The organism is Mycobacterium sp. NGS49 (assembly GCF_059812565.1).
The window spans coordinates 122553-138443 of the sequence record NZ_JCALCX010000003.1; the positions used below are offsets into that span (position 1 = coordinate 122553).

Genomic DNA, 15891 nt, shown 5'->3' on the forward strand with positions numbered 1-15891 from the left:
ATCTTGTCAGCTTCGGCCCAAGATATGAGGATGGCGCACGCAACTGGGTTGCTGACCGATCGCATCGCGGTGATCACCGGCGGAGCCGGCGGCATCGGCGCGGCGACCTCCCGGCTGTTCGCCGAGCATGGCGCACGGGTGGTGATCGCCGACACCGACGTCGAGCGCGCGCAGCGGACCGCTGACGACATCGTGGCCGCAGGCGGCGCGGCGCAAGCGGTGGTCACCGACGTGCGGGACGCCGACCAGGTCACCGCCCTGGCAGACACCGTGCGGGACGGCTACGGGCGGCTCGACGTGCTGGTGAACAACGTCGGGCACTGGGTGCGGCACCCCGGGAACTTCGCCGGTACCTCCCCCGACCTGTGGGACGAGCTCTATCAGGTGAACCTGCACCACGTCTTCCTGGTCACCCGGGCCTTTCTGCCGATGATGATCGATCGGCATTCCGGCGCGATCGTCAACGTCTCGTCGGTGGAGGGACTGCGCGGCTATCCGGAGGATCCGGTGTACGCCGCGTTCAAAGCGGCTGTCATCCAGTTCACCCGCAGCCTGGCGGTGCAGGTCGGTCGCGACGGCGTGCGCGTGAACGCGATCGGCCCCGATGTCACCGAATCGCTGCAGGTGCCCTATTCCCAGTGGCTGTCCCCCGACGAGCAGGCCCGGTGGCCACAGTGGGTTCCCATCGGACGCATGGGAGTACCAGAGGATCAGGCTCGGGTCATCCTTTTCCTGGCATCGGACCTGTCGGCGTTCGTCACCGGCCATACGATTCCGACCGATGGCGGTACCGGCGCCGCGGGCGGGTGGTTCCGCTCGTCACGCCGGGCCGGCCGGGATTGGACCAATCGCCCGATCGCTCCCTAACTCAGCCGAGCGTGGTGTGCATCAGCATCACGTCGTATGCCGACCACAACGAGAGGTTGAAGTACACGTCCTTGCCCGTGGTCCAGGGATGCATCATCGGTGCGTAGACACCGCCCGGCATCTGGAAGTTCGATACCAGGAGGTGTTCCGGACCGTACGGACCCTGCGGCGCCGGCGCGGTCCGGGCCACGACATCGTTGGCGCCATTGGTGTACATCACCAGGTACTGCTTGAGGTACGTGTTGTATTGGGCCGACATCTCGGCCACCGGGCCCGGGATGACCGGAGTGGCCGCCGACGGCTTGTTCGGCACCCAGGAGTTCGAATCACCATTCCAGTACTCGTATTTGGTGAGGTCCGGAATGAAGCGCGGCTGCACCCGGGACAGGTGCGCCGCGCCACCGCGACCATTCGGTGTGCCGAAGGAGTACAGGTAGCCGTCGCCGCCCTTGACGTAGGCCCCCATCTGGAAGTTCTCGTTGCCCTCGACGTAGGGGACCCGCGCGGCGTCGGGTCCGTTGGCGCGGATGGTGCCGGGATACACCGCCCACGTCTGGCCGTTGTCGTTGGACATCGCGATGCCCGAATAGTTCGTCCACCACTCCCCGTCGCGGCCCCAGTCCCTGATCGACATGAAGTTGATGTACTGAGTCTTGCCGACCGAGATGGCAGCGGTCGGAATGATGCCGGTCTCTTCCTTCGCATACTTGATGCTGTTGATGACCTGCCTGGAGAAGCCCGGTTGCTGGGTCGGTGAGCCGGCGTACCGGTTGGAGGGATCGCCGGTCGCCACGTGCAGTCCGTGCGACAGATCGTGATCGTTGCTGCGGAACAGTACGTTGTACCGCCACTGGTCGCCCTTGACGGCGCAGTAGCCGAAGGTGTCGCCGAAGGCCATCAGCACCTGATGGTTGCCGGGATCGCCGTTGTCCCAAAGGATCCCGAGGTCCGTCCCGGAGATGCCGAAGCGTTCAAGCGTCTTGTTCGGCCCTTCCGGTCCGGTCACCCACTCGACCAGCGAGGTGTTGGAGCCCCCCAGAGCCCCTTCGGAGTCCGGCGCCCCGGCCGGCGGCGCCGCCTCGGGCGCCGGGTTCGGCGGCGGGACCGCGGCTGCCTCCGGAACCGGAGCCAGTTGACCGGCCGGGGGCTGCTGGCCCGCGGCCGGCGGCGTCGGAGCGGGCGGAGCGGGGTTGGCACCGGGTACCAGGGCCTGCTGCTGAAGAGGCGCAGAGTAGCGCTGGCCCGGCTGGAGCACGCGCTGCAACGGCCCCAGTCTGGGTAACGGTGCACGGTCGTTGGCGCCCCGCGGCCGCTTGTTCATCGGACCCAGCACCTTGCCGCCCGGATTGGTCACCACGGCGTTCGCCGGGGGCGGAACGTTCGCTTCGGGCGCGCTGCAGGGCAGCGCATGCGCCTCCGGAACGACGCCGGTCACGATGCCGATCGGGAGAATGAGTCCGACAACAGCAGCCGCTGCCAGCGATACCGAAACGAAGCGAGGAATCGCCGACATGTCACACCTTTCCAAAAGCCGGACGCCAAATTGACGTCCGCATGGGTTGATGTGACGATAGTGAGCAATGTGGTGGATGTGACCTGTGAGCAGCGAATAGGTATGTGTCCGTGACCGTGTCGCAACCCCTCGGCCGTTGGCCCGGCCCGGCCTGACCCGGCCCGGCAGGCCGAGAAGAAGTGTCCACGCGGTCCGCGCACCCGGCCAAGACTGAGAGCGATCTCATGCTTAACCCGGCCGGTCAGCGGATATACAGTGCGCGACCGCCGGTGTTCCCAGTTCGGTCAATTCGTCGACATCCAGGAGGCACGGTGGTTACCAACGTCAGCGCAGGGCAGACCGCGACGCCGGAGGCCACCGCCCGTTCGGGCCAACCAGAACATCAGGCCGAGGTGTGGCCGGGAAAGGCCTATCCGCTGGGCGCCAACTACGACGGGTTCGGCACGAACTTCGCCGTGTTCAGTGAGGTGGCCGAGCGGGTCGAGCTATGCCTGTTCGACGATGACGGGGCCGAGACCAGGATTGCACTCCCGGAAGTAGACGGGTTCGTCTGGCATGCGTTCCTGCCCAGCGTCCAGCCGGGCCAGCGCTACGGGTTCCGGGTACACGGCCCCTACGATCCCGCCAACGGCCACCGGTGCAACCCGAACAAGCTGCTGGTCGATCCCTACTCCAAAGCGATAGACGGGTCTTTCCAGTGGGACCAGTCGCTGTTCAGCTACAACTTCGGCGACCCCGACAGCCGCAACGACGACGACTCGGCGGCCAACATGCCCAAGTCGGTGGTGATCAATCCGTACTTCGACTGGGGTGTCGACCGCCCCCCGGGCCACGAGTACGCCGACAGCATCATCTACGAGGCACATGTCAAGGGCCTCACCCAGACTCACCCCGCGATCCCCGAGCGGATCCGCGGCACCTACTCGGCGATCGCGCACCCGGCCATCATCGAGCACCTGACCAGCCTGGGTGTGACGGCAATCGAGTTGATGCCGGTGCACCACTTCGCCAACGACTCGACGCTCATCGACAAGGGGCTGTCAAACTACTGGGGCTACAACACAATCGGCTTTTTCGCCCCCGACTTCAAGTACACCGCCAGCAACACCCCCGGCGGCCAGGTCCAGGAGTTCAAGGCCATGGTGCGCACCCTGCACGAGGCCGACATCGAGGTGATCCTGGACGTCGTCTACAACCACACCGCCGAAGGCAACCACCTGGGTCCCACCCTTTCGATGCGCGGCATCGACAATGCCGCCTACTACCGGCTGGTCGATGACGACAAGCAGTACTACATGGACTACACCGGGACCGGCAACAGCCTGAACGTCGGCAATCCGCATACCTTGCAGCTGATCATGGATTCGCTGCGGTACTGGGTCACCGAGATGCATGTCGACGGGTTCCGCTTCGACCTGGCCTCCACCCTGGCGCGGGAATTCTACGACGTCGACCGGTTGTCGGCGTTCTTCGAACTCGTGCAACAGGATCCGATCGTCAGCCAGGTGAAGCTGATCGCCGAACCATGGGATGTCGGACCCGGTGGCTACCAGGTCGGTAACTTCCCGCCGCAATGGACCGAGTGGAATGGCAAGTTCCGCGACACCATCCGCGACTTCTGGCGGGGAGAGGACGCCATCCTGAGCGAATTCGCCTCCCGCATCAGCGGATCCGCCGATCTCTACGAGCGTACCGCGCGCCGGCCGATCGCCTCGATCAACTTCGTCACCGCGCATGACGGATTCACGCTGCGAGACTTGGTGTCCTACAACGAGAAGCACAACGAAGCCAACGGCGAAGACAACAATGACGGCGAGTCGCACAACCGTTCCTGGAACTGCGGCGCCGAAGGTCCTACGGACGACCCGGAAATCAATGCGCTACGCGCCCGCCAGCAACGGAACTTCCTGGTGACAACCATTCTGTCCCAGGGTATTCCGATGATCTGTCACGGCGACGAACTCGGTCGTACGCAGAACGGCAACAACAACGGGTTCTGCCAGGACTCCGAGCTCACGTGGATCAACTGGGACAACGCCGACAACGACCTCATCGAGTTCACTCGCGCGGTCGCGGCAGTCCGCGCTGCGCACCCGGTGTTTCGCCGGCGCCGTTTCTTCACCGGGGCTCCGGTGCGGCTACGGGGTTCCGAAGGCCTGCCGGACATCTCGTGGTTCCGGCCCGACGGTTCGGAGATGAGCGACGAGGACTGGGACTCGGGTTTCGGCAAGTCGGTAGCGGTGTACCTGAACGGGCTGGGCATTCCGGGTACCGATTCGCGCGGACAACGCATCACCGACGATTCCTTCGTGTTGTGCTTCAACGCCCACCACGAGCCGATCGAGTTCGTGCTTCCGCCTGACGAATTCGCGCCGGGCTGGCTTCCCGTGCTCAACACCGCCACCGCAACGGGACAGGTTGACGGTGCGGAGGCGCTGCCGCCGAAGGGGAAGATCGTGGTCGAAGGCCGCGCGGTGCTGCTGCTCAAACAGACTCAGCGTGAGGACTGACGAGACGCAGCTACTCTATGCGGTGAAGGGCCGGATACTCACGTTGAAGCTACCTGGGCCGGCTATCGGCAATAAGCCGTCTCCGGCGGCGACCGCCAGGTTGAGGAAGCCGTTGAATGCCTTCGCGCCGGCACCGTTGGCGGTGACGATGGCGAAGTTGCCGGCCACCAGTGCCCCGGCCTGGTCGCCGGCCAGCGCGAAATTGTCGTTCCCAACGGTCACCGCGATGTTCAAGACGCCCGCGCCGCCGGCCCAGACGTCGTGGTTGCCGTCGCCGACCACCGTGGCGACGTTAGCAAAGTTGAGCGGACCGTAGCCGTGGGCCGCGATGAGGTTGTTGCCCGAGCCGACGACGGTTGACACGATCCCGAAGTTGGCCGGTTGATGCCCATGGACGGTGACTCCGGTGTTGCCGTCGCCGACCGCGGTGGCGACGCCCCCGACGCTCAGACCTGCAACGGTGGCCGCGACCGAGTTGTTGTCGCCGACCGCGGTCGCTGCGATGGCGATGTTGCCTCCCACACCACCCGCGGTGGCAGCGACCTGAGTGTTTCCGTCGCCGATCGCCGTGCCGAGGGTAGCGATGTTGGCGCCGACGCCCGATGCGGTGGCGGACACGCCATTGTCCGCACCCGCGGCGGTGGCCAGGGTCGCGTAGTTCTGCAGCCCGGTTGCCGACGCGGTGGCGGTGTTGCCACCGCCGATGAAGGCGGTGGCGGCTGTGGCGATGTTGCCGGCCCCGTTGGCAGTCGCCGAGACCGCGTTGCCGTCGGTGATGGCGGTGCCGAGAGTGGCGATGTTGCCGCCGATGCCGACGGCCCTTGCCACGGCCGCGGTGTTGTTGTCGCCGAACACCGTGGCCAGGGTGGCGATGTTGCCCCCCACGCCGCCGGCTTCGACCACCCCACCGGTGTTTCCGTCGCCGTACACCGTGCCCAGAGTGGCGATGTTCTCCAAGCCGAAGGCGCTGACCTTCATCGAGTTTCCGTCACCGATCACCGTCGAGGCGACCGGCACGTTCCCTACGCCTGTCACGTCGACAGTAGCCGTGTTCCGGTCGCCGATGGCGGTGGCGATCGAGGCGATGTTGCCCGACCCGGTAGCACTCGCCGACACCGCCTCGTTGCCGTCACCGATCACCGTGCCCAGCGTGACGATGTTGCCACCGACACCGATCGCGCGCGCACCCGTCGTGGTGTTGCCACTGCCGAAAACCGTTGCCAGTGTGGCGATGTTGCCGCCGGCGCCGCCGGCCTCGGCCGCCACCGTGGTGTTGCCGTCACCGTAGGAAGTCGCCACCGTGGCGATGTTTTCCAGGCCGAAAGCGCTGGCCGACAGGCCACTGTTGTCGCCGATTCCGGTGGCGATGGTGGCGATGTTGCCCAGGCCCGTGGCGCTGACCGTGGCGGTGTTGTTGTTACCGAACACGCTGGCCAGGGTGGCGATGTTGCTGCCTCCGCCACCGGCCGCGGCGGAGACCTGGGTGTTGCCGTCGCCGATCGCGGTGGCAAAGGTTGCGATGTTGGCGCCCACGCCCGGCGCGCTGGCGGCGACGCCGTTGTTGTCACCGATGGCGGTGGCGACGGTGGCGATGTTCTCGACGCCGAACGCGTCGACCTTCGCGGTGTTGTTGTTGCCTATCAGGGTGCCGATGTTGGCCGTGTTGCCCAGCCCGGTCGAGACGACGGACGCTGAGTTGCCGTCTCCGATGACAGTGGCCAGGGTGGCGGTGTTACCGCCACCGCCGCCGGCCTCGGCGTGGACTTGCGTATTGCCCTCACCGATTGCGGTGGCAAAGGTTGCCACGTTCAGGCCCACACCCGGGGCACTGGCCGACACGTTGTTGTTGTTGCCGTACGAAGTGGCCACGGTGGCAATGTTTTCCACTCCGAGAGCACTGGCCGAGGAGGTGTTGTTGTTGCTGAACAGCACGGTGGACAACGTGGCGGTGTTGCCCGCACCCAGCGCACTGGCCTGTGCCGTGTTGTTGTCGCCGAAGACGGTGGCCAGCGTGGCGATGTTGCCACCGGCGATACCTGCGTCGGCGTCCACCTTGGAGTTGCCCTGGCCGATGGCCGTGGCAATGGTGGCGGTGTTACCGCCGACTCCCTTGGCCTCGGCGGAGACGTTGTTGTCGTTCCCGTAGGAAGTGGCCAGGGTGGCGACGTTCCCGACTCCGATAGTTTCGGCCGCCGAGTTGTTGTTGTTGCTGAACAACACGGTCGACACGCTGGCGATGTTGCCGGCGCCGAATGCACTGGCTTTTGCGGTGTTGTTGTCGCCGAGCGAGGTGGCGACGGTCGCGATGTTGCCACCCGCACCACCGGCATCCGCGCTGACCTGGGTGTTGCCGTTGCCGAATGCGGTGGCGATCTGAGCGGTGTTGGCGCCGACACCGACGGCGCTGGCTGCGACCCCGTTGTTGTTACCGCCGGAGGTCGCCACGGTGGCGATATTGCCGGCCCCTATCACGTTGGCGGAGACGGTGCTGCCGTTGCCCAACGCCGTGGCGACGTTGGCGATATTGCCCGCGCCCAGGGCGCTGGCCGCGACGCTGGGGTTGTTGGCACCGAACGCGGTAGCCACTGTCCCGATGTTTCCCGACCCGCTGGCGTCGGCCGACACTGCGGTGTTGCCGCTGCCACCGACGGTGGCGACGGTGGCGACATTCTCCAGGCCGATCGAGGTCGCGCTGACGCCGTTGTTGTCACCGAACAAGGCGCTGGCCACGGTGCCGAGCTGACCCCCGCCGGTCGCGGTCGCGTTGATCACGTTGTTGTTGCCGATCACGGACGCGGCCACGGTGCCGAGATTTCCGCCGACTCCGGTCGCGGTGGCCGCGACCGCATTATTGTTTCCCAGCGCGGCCGCGACCACTCCCTCGTTACCGCCCACACCACCGGCGGCTGCCAGCACATTGACGTTGCCGCTGCCCGCGACTCCGGCCACCACAGCGTTGTTCTCGACGCCGAACGCGCTGGCCGAAACATTGGTGTTGTTGCTGCCGAACACCGCCGAGACGATGCCGGTGTTCTCCACACCGGTCACCTTGGCCGCCACACCGGAGTTGTTGTTGCCGAACGCGGCCGCAACGGTGGCGTTGTTCTGCACACCCTCGGCGGTCGCCGACACGGTGTTGTCGTTGCCGAAGGCGGCCGCGACCGTACCAATGTTTCCGACGCCGACGGCACTGGCCACGACGTTGTTGTTGTTGCCGAACGCCAGAGCGCCGGTGCCGATGTTCACGGCGCCCGTGGCGCTTGCGGCCGAATTGCTGCCGATGACTCCCGCTATATTGAGCACGCCGCCGGTTGCCGCTGCGCTGCTGCCACTACCGAATGCGAACGCGACATCGGCCAGGTCGGCGCTGGCCGAACTATTGGCTCCGGAGGCAATGGCCAACCCGCCGAAGGTGGTGTTGGCCTGGGCGGTGCCCGTCTGCAGCAGTTGGAGACCGAAGATCGAGATGCTGAAGTCGACGCCCTCGAGACCGGGCAGGGTGGCCGCCCAAGGAGCCAGCGCCTCGGCCACCGCGGAGGCCCCGGCGTGGTAGCCCGCCATCACCGCAACATCCTGGGCCCACAACTGCTCGTAGAAAGCTTCGGTGGCCGCGATGGCCGGTGCGTTCTGCCCGAATAAATTCGAAATGACCAGTGCCACAAGGTCGTTACGATTGGCCGCGACCAAGGCCGGCGGCACGATCGCGGCCTGTGCGGCTTCGAAAAGCGCCGCCGCGGCGACGGCCTGGCCGGCCGTGCCCGCGGCCTGGGCCGCCGCCGCCCTCAGGTAGTTCGCGTAAGGAGCGGCTGCTGCGGCCATGGCCGCCGACGCCGGGCCCTGCCACGATCCGTCGATGAGTCCAGAGGTGACCGCGCTGAACGACGATGCCGCGGACTGCAACTCACCGGCCAAACCATCCCAGGCCGTCGCGGCCTCCAATATCGGCGCCGACCCGGCACCGGAATACATGAGCAGTGAATTGATCTCGGGTGGCAGCACCGAAAAATTCATGACACGGTCCGTTCTCAATTGGTGGGCTCAACCGGTCGACCGCCCCTCCGCGCAGGCGCCCGGCAAATGCAACCCCCCAGCAGCCGCCCACCGTGGACCCATTCCGTGCACCGCGTGTTGCGTACCATCACGCGCCTCCCGCAAAACGAGATCGAGTCAGAACTGAGCAGCTTGGCAGCAAGAACATAGCTGGCCATGGTGGAATTTGTTTCTACTTTCGCGAAATGTCTTCCATCGAATATGACGGCGTTGTGGCAGGGCAGCCGAGAATTCCGGTGGCCGGCGCAGCCCATCGCCCGTGCCGAGATCCCTGCGTTGCAGAACGGACAGATCCGGGAACACCGATAGCAGCAACCGCATGAACACCGCAAACGAAGGACTGTCATGAGCGCAAAGTCGAAAGCCGTCTACTTGCCGTTATCGATTGCCACCAGTGTTGCCGGCGGATTGCTGGCAGGCGCCTTGTTCAGTCAGGTCTGGAAGCGTTTCAGCGACGACGACCAGGCGCCGCCTGACCCGAAGGATCTGAACAACTCCACCCGCTCCGCTCTGATAGGCGCCGGCCTGCAAGGGTTGATATTCGGGGTCGTCAAAGCCGCGGTCGACCGGGCGGGCGCCCGCGGCTACCAAGCCGTCACCCACGAGTCGCCCGCATCCTGACGCAGACCGTCGGCCGCGCCGGTAGAACGTGTTACAGTTCTGCCGACCGTGGCCGATGGCCCGGGCCAACCGGGCAGTGCGCTTAAGGAGACCCGGACGACGTGTGCTCGCCAAAAAGCGCTGTGGCAGAGATGAATTCATGAAGACCGCGGCCGGAAAGGCGCGATCGCTGGCACTGGTAGCGGTCGCATATGTGATCGCGATCGGGGTGGCGGCCGGCTGGCTGGTCTGGGGGCCCGCCACCGGACACCTTTGGCTGGATACCCTGATCGCCGACGTCCTGGCCACGGCGGTGGTGTTCGTCTTCAGCCGCTTCTACCGCAACTCGAGCTTTTACGACGCGTACTGGAGCGTCATTCCACCACTGCTGGCGTTCTACTGGTGGAGTCAGGCCGGGTCGGGCGTCGACCAACTCCGTTGTTGGCTGGCGGCGGTGCTGATCACGGTATGGGCGGTGCGGCTGACCGCGAACTGGGTCTACGGATTTCCGGGCCTGCATCACGAGGACTGGCGCTACCCGATGTTCAAGGAGCGCGCCGGGCGATGGGCATTCATCGTCGACCTGGCGGCTATCCACCTGATCCCCACCCTGCAGGTGTTCGCCGGCATGCTGCCGGTGTACGTCTGCATGACCAAGCCCGGCCCCGGTATCCGCTGGCTGGCACTGGTCGCCTTCGTACTCGGGATGGCAGCGGTCGTGCTCGAATTGACGGCCGACGTGCAGATGCACCGGTTCGTCCGGGACGCCCCCCACGGCGCCGCAATGGACCGCGGGTTGTGGAGTTGGTCGCGGCATCCAAACTACTTCGGCGAGTTCGGTTTCTGGTTCTCCCTCGCCTTGTTCGGGGTGGCCGCCTCACCGTCGGATGCATGGTGGATGTTCGCCGGCGCGGCGGCGATGCTCGGCATGTTTCTGGGTGCCAGCATTCCGATGATGGAGACGCGCAGCCTGCAGCGCCGCCCGGACTATCAGCGGGTGGTCGACCGGGTGTCGCGTTTCGTCCCCAGACCACCACGAAATCACGCGGCATGAGCCGCAAGCGAGTCGTCATCGCAGGGCTTGGCGACGTCGGCGTGCTGACCGCCATCCACTTGGCCCCGCACTTCGACGTGGTCGGCATCTCGGCGAAACCCGGTTTGGTCAGTGGCCAGGAACTCGGTATGCGTCTGGCCCGGCCTGACGATTGGGCGCGGGATTATTGGATTCCCTTTGACAGATTCCGCAAGCTGGACCGCATTCGGACGGTGCAGGCCGCACTGACGGGACTTGACCTCAGCGGGCGCGCCGTCTTTGGTCGCCGTGCGGACGGGACGCCGATCACCGAGGCGTACGACGTGCTGGTCATCTCCACCGGTGTCAGCAACGGCTTCTGGCGCCAGCCGTCCCTACAGTCCGCCGCCGAGATCGGCGTCTGCCTCTATGCCGCCCACGAACAGCTCGCAACGGCCAAGTCGGTGATCATCGTCGGCGGCGGCGCGGCCGCGGTCAGCAGTGCCGTCAACCTGGCCACCACCTGGCCCGGAAAGCACATCGACCTCTACTTCCCCGGGGAACGCCCGTTGACCGACTATCACCCGCGGATCTGGACGCGGGTCGCGCGCCGGCTGGCACAGCTGGGGGTGGGGCTCCACCCGGGGCATCGGGCGGTGATCACCGACGACTTCACCGGCGAGCAGATCACCAGCGAACCGGTGCGCTGGAGTACCGGACAGACGCCGGCGGTGGCCGATGCGGTGCTGTGGGCGGTCGGGCGGGTGCGTCCCAACACCGATTGGCTGCCAACGGAATTGCTCGATGAGCGTGGGTTTGTTCGCGTGACTCAGGAACTGCAGGTACCCGGACATCCTGAGATTTTCGCGGTCGGGGATGTGGCGGCAACCGATCCGCTGCGCAGTTCCGCGCGAAACCGTGGTGATGTGCTGGTAGCGCGGAACATTCGCGCCGCCTTCGCCGATCGACCGTTGCGGACCTTCCGGGCACCGGGGCGCCGGTGGGGTTCGTTGGTGGGTGTGCAGCGCGATGGCCTGGAAGTGTTTTTCCCCACCGGTCACGCGCTGCGCTTTCCACTGTGGTCGGTTCAGCACGTGGTGATGCCGTTGATCGTGCGTTGGGGCATCTACCGTGGCGTTCGTGACAACCGCCCGTTCGGGTGAGCCTGCCAGCCATGGAGATGTGGGAACTCGTTGCGCGCGAGCAGATTCGCGACACGCTGGCACGGTACAACTGGTCGGGTGATGCCGGCCGGATCGACGATCTCGCCGCAACGTTCTGTTCGGACGGTGTGCTGGAAATCCGCGGCCGCCAACCGCTGCACGGCAGATCCGAGATCACGGCTTTTCTGGGCGGTGTCACCGCTGACCTCGCAACCACCGCCGGCGCGGCCGGAAAGGCAGTCGTCCGGCACATCGTGACTAACGTACTGTTCACCGATCTGGCCGTGGACCGCGCGCACGTCTCTTCCTACTTCACTGTGGTCACCCATGCCGGGCTCGACCACTTCGGTCGCTATCGCGACATCCTGGTGCCCGCGCAGGGCACATGGCTGCTCAAGCGGCGGACGGTGTCGACCGACTGGGCAGCCCCGAGCGCACAGCTGGCACGCCGATAACCACCCGCGCGGCGGCCGCCGCGACCAAGAAGCCGCCGAGCGCCGCCCAACCGTCGGCACCGGCCAACCCGTTCTTGGCCAACACAACCAGCGCCACCCCGGCCATGCAGATCAGCGCACCGGCGGCAGCCGACCGGATGCCGAAGGAGCGGAGCGGCGCGTCCCACCAAGGCAACCGGCGATGCTCGAGCGGTGAGAGCAGCCGGAACAGCACAGCCATGACGGCGGCGAACACCACGGCCCGCAGTGCGAGCCGTGCCCAGAACCCGGGCGCGTGCACGTCGTAGGCGTCCAGGCCGCCGGCGTTCAGAGCGAACGCGGCCACGGCGATCGCCGGAATGTGCCACAGGTAGAGGGTCATCGCTCCCCCGTTGCCCACCGCGACCGCGTGCCAGACACGAGGACGCTGCGCCCAGCGGCGGATCGGTCCGGCGGCAGCCACGAAAGCACACGACATCCAGGTGCAGTGCAGCGCCAGCAGTAGCGTGGGCGGCGACACGTTGGACATTCGCTCCGCGCCGGTCACCACCAGCGAAACCTCGTAGGTACCGCCGAGCGCTAAAGCCACCTGTGCGCTGAATGCGAACACGGCGGAGACCACAGCCGCGCGCACACCGATCAGTCCGTGCGCGTAGGCAACGCCGATCGTCACCGGAATGAGCCACACGATGAGGAAGTTCGCGACACCGGATTCGGGTGTGCCTACCGCGAAGCGGACCACGTCGACCAGCGCCGCGACAGCGAGCAGACCGAGAACGCTCAGCGCCGCCGCACCCCCGGTGCGCAGCCGGGTCACCACAGGTACGAAGGCCAGGGCAACCAGATAGACCCCGAGAAACCACAGCAGCGCCACACATTCGCGCCCGAGCCCGTCGGCTGATTCCGCGCCCAGCGTCGCCCGCACCACCAGCAGGGCCGCCGTCCACGCCGCCAGGTACCAGAACACCGGGCGGCACAGGCGCTGTGCCCGGGTGAACAGCCACGCGCCCCAAGCGATGTCGGAGTGCCAGCCGTAGGCACCCGCGGCGCCCCCGGCGAGGAAGAACAGCGGCATCACCTGGACCACCCAGGTCACCGGGGTCAGCGCGGGCATCTCGCCGAGAATGTTCCCGATCCACACGCCGCTGGTGTCGATGGTGGCCAGCAGCAGCGCGCAGTGTCCGAACATCACCACGACCAGGGCAGTCAGTCGCGCGACATCGACGGCGCGGTCGCGCCGGCGGTCATCGGACAGCGCGGCAGGGTTGGGCATGAAGGTCGTCAGAGGCATTCGTCCAGCATGCCCACCCGGGTGAAATCCGGGATGAGTAGTACTACGCGTCCGGGTTCACCGTCCGAAGCCGGCGTCGCGCAGAGCCTGAGCCATCGAGTTACCGGCCGGGCCCGGCGCCCGTGCGCCGGAACTCCTCGACTGCTGCGGATTACGTTGCCGGGCAGCGCCTTTGCCATCCCGGTCGGGACGCTTGGCGCGCTGTGGCTGGTCGTCCAGGCGCAGGCTGAGTCCAATGCGCTGGCGCTCGACGTCGACCTCCACGACCTTCACCCGCACCACCTGGCCGGAGCGGACCACCTCGTGGGGATCGGAGACGTAGCGCTCGGCCATTGCGGAGATGTGCACCAGGCCGTCCTGATGCACCCCGACATCCACGAAGGCCCCGAACGCGGCAACGTTGGTGACCACGCCTTCCAGCACCATGCCGGGCTTGAGGTCGGCAACCTTTTCGACGCCGGCAGCGAACGTTGCCGAGTTGAAGGCCGGACGCGGGTCGCGCCCCGGCTTTTCCAGCTCGGCGAGGATATCCGTCACGGTCGGGATGCCGAACCTGTCGTCGGCGAAGTCGGCGGGGCGAAGGCTGCGCAACGCACGTTCGTCACCGATGATCTCGGCCAGCGTGACACCGGAGCGGTCCAGGATACGGCGCACCACCGGGTAGGCCTCCGGGTGAACGCCCGACGCATCCAGCGGGTCGTCTCCGTCCCGGATGCGCAGGAATCCCGCGCACTGTTCGAATGCTTTGGGTCCCAACCGCGGAACCTTCAACAACGCGCGGCGGTTGGCGAACGGACCGGTGTTGTCGCGGTAGGCCACGATGGCCTCGGCCAGGGACTCCGAAATTCCGGATACTCGTGCCAGCAGCGGGACCGATGCGGTGTTCAGGTCCACACCCACGGCATTGACCGCGTCCTCGACCACCGCGTTCAGACTGCGGGCAAGGATGCCGGGGGTCACGTCATGCTGGTATTGCCCGACGCCGATGGATTTCGGTTCGATCTTCACCAATTCGGCGAGCGGATCCTGCAGCCGCCGGGCGATCGACACCGCACCACGCAGGGTCACGTCCAGATCCGGCAGTTCATGCGCTGCGTAGGCCGACGCGGAATACACCGACGCGCCGGCTTCGCTCACCATCGCTTTCACCGGGACGCTTCCGGAGCCACCAGCGGCTGCCCGGATATCGGCGATCAGTTCGCTTGCGAGGGCGTCCGTTTCGCGCGACGCGGTGCCGTTGCCGATTGCGATCAACTCGACACCGTGGCGGGCGACCAACGCAGCCAGGGTCGCCTTGGCGGCGTTCCACTGTCGCTGCGGTTGGTGCGGGTAGATGGCGCACGTGTCGAGCACCTTGCCGGTACCGTCGACCACGGCAACCTTCACGCCCGTGCGGAAACCGGGATCGAGGCCCAGGGTGGTACGGGCTCCGGCGGGGGCGGCCAGCAGCAGGTCCTTGAGGTTTCGGGCGAACACTGCCACCGCTTCCTGCTCCGCCCGCTGCCGCAATCGCATCCGGGCATCGACCGTCGCGGAGAACATCAATCTGGCCCGCCAAGCCAGATTCACGGTGGTGGCCAACCACCGGTGGGCGGGCTGCACAGCGGTCTTCGGTGACAGGTCGACCTCCAAAGCGCGCGCGATCATGGCTTCGTAGACGTCGTCGGGTCCGCCGTCGAAGGTGAAGGCCAGGGCCTTTTCCTTCTCCCCGCGCAGCACGGCGAGCACCCGGTGCGACGGCATGGTCTCCAGCGATTCGGAGAAATCGAAGTAGTCGCGAAACTTCTGCGCTTCAGCAGTTTTCGCCGCCTCTTCCGACCAGGGCGCGGTGCGCAGCGCGGCCCGCCCCCAGAACGTCTCACGAATCGCGCCGACCAGTTCTGCGTCCTCGGCCGCCCGTTCGATGAGAATGTGCCGCGCACCCTCCAACGCCGACGCGGCACCGGCGACATCAGGGAAATCGTCACCGACGAACTCCGCCGCGGAAGCTTCGGGGATCAGTGTCGGGTCAGCGATCAGCCGGTCGGCCAGGGGCTCCAGCCCCGCTTCACGGGCGAGCTGTGCCTTGGTCCGCCGCTTCGGCTTGTACGGCAGATAGATGTCCTCGACGCGGGCCTTGGTGCCCGCGGACAGTAGTGCCGCCCTCAGCTCGCCGGTGAGCTTGCCCTGTTCTTCGATTGACGCGAGGACCGCAGCGCGGCGTTCGTCGAGTTCCCGGATGTACTGTAACCGCTCTTCGAGGGTGCGTAGCTGCCCGTCGTCGAGGCTGCCCGTGACCTCCTTGCGGTAACGGGCGATGAACGGCACGGTAGCGCCGTCGTCCAGCAGCTTGACCGCGGCGATCACCTGGGTCAGGTCGATCGCCAGTTCCTCAGCGAGGCGGGCATTTACGGATTTGAGGGTGGCTGTCGAAGTCACCCGCAGGACCCTACCGAATGCCTGCGACAGCGC

Annotated in this window: 10 protein-coding genes; 6 read left to right on the plus strand and 4 right to left on the minus strand. The window is 66.4% G+C overall.

Annotated features, from left to right (window positions below):
- Positions 1-30: 30 nt before the first annotated feature.
- Positions 31-867 carry an SDR family NAD(P)-dependent oxidoreductase gene (locus tag AC5Y7D_RS04100; protein ID WP_499921920.1) on the plus strand — a complete coding sequence of 279 codons (837 nt, stop codon included), beginning with the start codon at positions 31-33 and terminating at the stop codon, positions 865-867.
- A gap of 1 nt (position 868) precedes the next feature.
- Here AC5Y7D_RS04100 and AC5Y7D_RS04105 read toward each other — a convergent pair whose 3' ends face one another.
- Positions 869-2380 (minus strand): glycoside hydrolase family 183 protein, encoded by a 1512-nt coding sequence (locus tag AC5Y7D_RS04105; RefSeq protein WP_499921922.1) that lies wholly within the window; start codon positions 2378-2380, stop codon positions 869-871.
- A gap of 392 nt (positions 2381-2772) precedes the next feature.
- Here AC5Y7D_RS04105 and glgX point away from each other — a divergent pair, with 392 nt between their 5' ends.
- The gene (gene glgX, locus AC5Y7D_RS04110; RefSeq protein ID WP_499922172.1) at positions 2773-4890 is read left to right on the plus strand and encodes a glycogen debranching protein GlgX; all 2118 of its coding nucleotides are present in this window, start codon (positions 2773-2775) and stop codon (positions 4888-4890) included.
- A 15-nt stretch (positions 4891-4905) separates the two neighbouring features.
- On the opposite strand, the gene AC5Y7D_RS04115 is transcribed toward glgX, so the two are convergent.
- Positions 4906-8901, minus strand: a complete 3996-nt coding sequence (locus tag AC5Y7D_RS04115) for a PPE family protein (RefSeq protein WP_499921924.1) — start codon at positions 8899-8901, stop codon at positions 4906-4908.
- Positions 8902-9285: 384 nt separating this feature from the next.
- Between AC5Y7D_RS04115 and AC5Y7D_RS04120 the strand changes: the two genes are divergently transcribed.
- The 4 genes from AC5Y7D_RS04120 to AC5Y7D_RS04135 all read left to right on the plus strand — a co-directional run bounded on the left by AC5Y7D_RS04120 (position 9286) and on the right by AC5Y7D_RS04135 (position 12170).
- Positions 9286-9561, plus strand: coding sequence for a DUF4235 domain-containing protein (locus tag AC5Y7D_RS04120; protein WP_499921926.1), 276 nt, complete (start codon positions 9286-9288; stop codon positions 9559-9561).
- 139 nt (positions 9562-9700) lie between these two features.
- Positions 9701-10594, plus strand: a complete 894-nt coding sequence (locus AC5Y7D_RS04125) for a DUF1295 domain-containing protein (RefSeq protein ID WP_499921927.1) — start codon at positions 9701-9703, stop codon at positions 10592-10594.
- Positions 10591-11715, plus strand: coding sequence for an FAD-dependent oxidoreductase (locus tag AC5Y7D_RS04130; RefSeq protein ID WP_499921929.1), 1125 nt, complete (start codon positions 10591-10593; stop codon positions 11713-11715). Before AC5Y7D_RS04125 ends, AC5Y7D_RS04130 begins: the two co-directional genes overlap by 4 nt.
- An 11-nt stretch (positions 11716-11726) precedes the next feature.
- The gene (locus AC5Y7D_RS04135) at positions 11727-12170 is read left to right on the plus strand and encodes a nuclear transport factor 2 family protein (RefSeq protein WP_499922173.1); all 444 of its coding nucleotides are present in this window, start codon (positions 11727-11729) and stop codon (positions 12168-12170) included.
- Here AC5Y7D_RS04135 and AC5Y7D_RS04140 read toward each other — a convergent pair.
- Both AC5Y7D_RS04140 and AC5Y7D_RS04145 read right to left on the minus strand, forming a co-directional pair.
- Complete coding sequence (locus AC5Y7D_RS04140; RefSeq protein WP_499921931.1) at positions 12109-13440, minus strand: acyltransferase family protein; 1332 nt, start codon at positions 13438-13440, stop codon at positions 12109-12111. The two genes, AC5Y7D_RS04135 and AC5Y7D_RS04140, sit on opposite strands and share 62 nt — an antisense overlap.
- A 57-nt stretch (positions 13441-13497) precedes the next feature.
- Positions 13498-15858, minus strand: a complete 2361-nt coding sequence (locus tag AC5Y7D_RS04145) for a Tex family protein (RefSeq protein ID WP_499921933.1) — start codon at positions 15856-15858, stop codon at positions 13498-13500.
- Between the last annotated feature and the right edge of the window lie 33 nt (positions 15859-15891).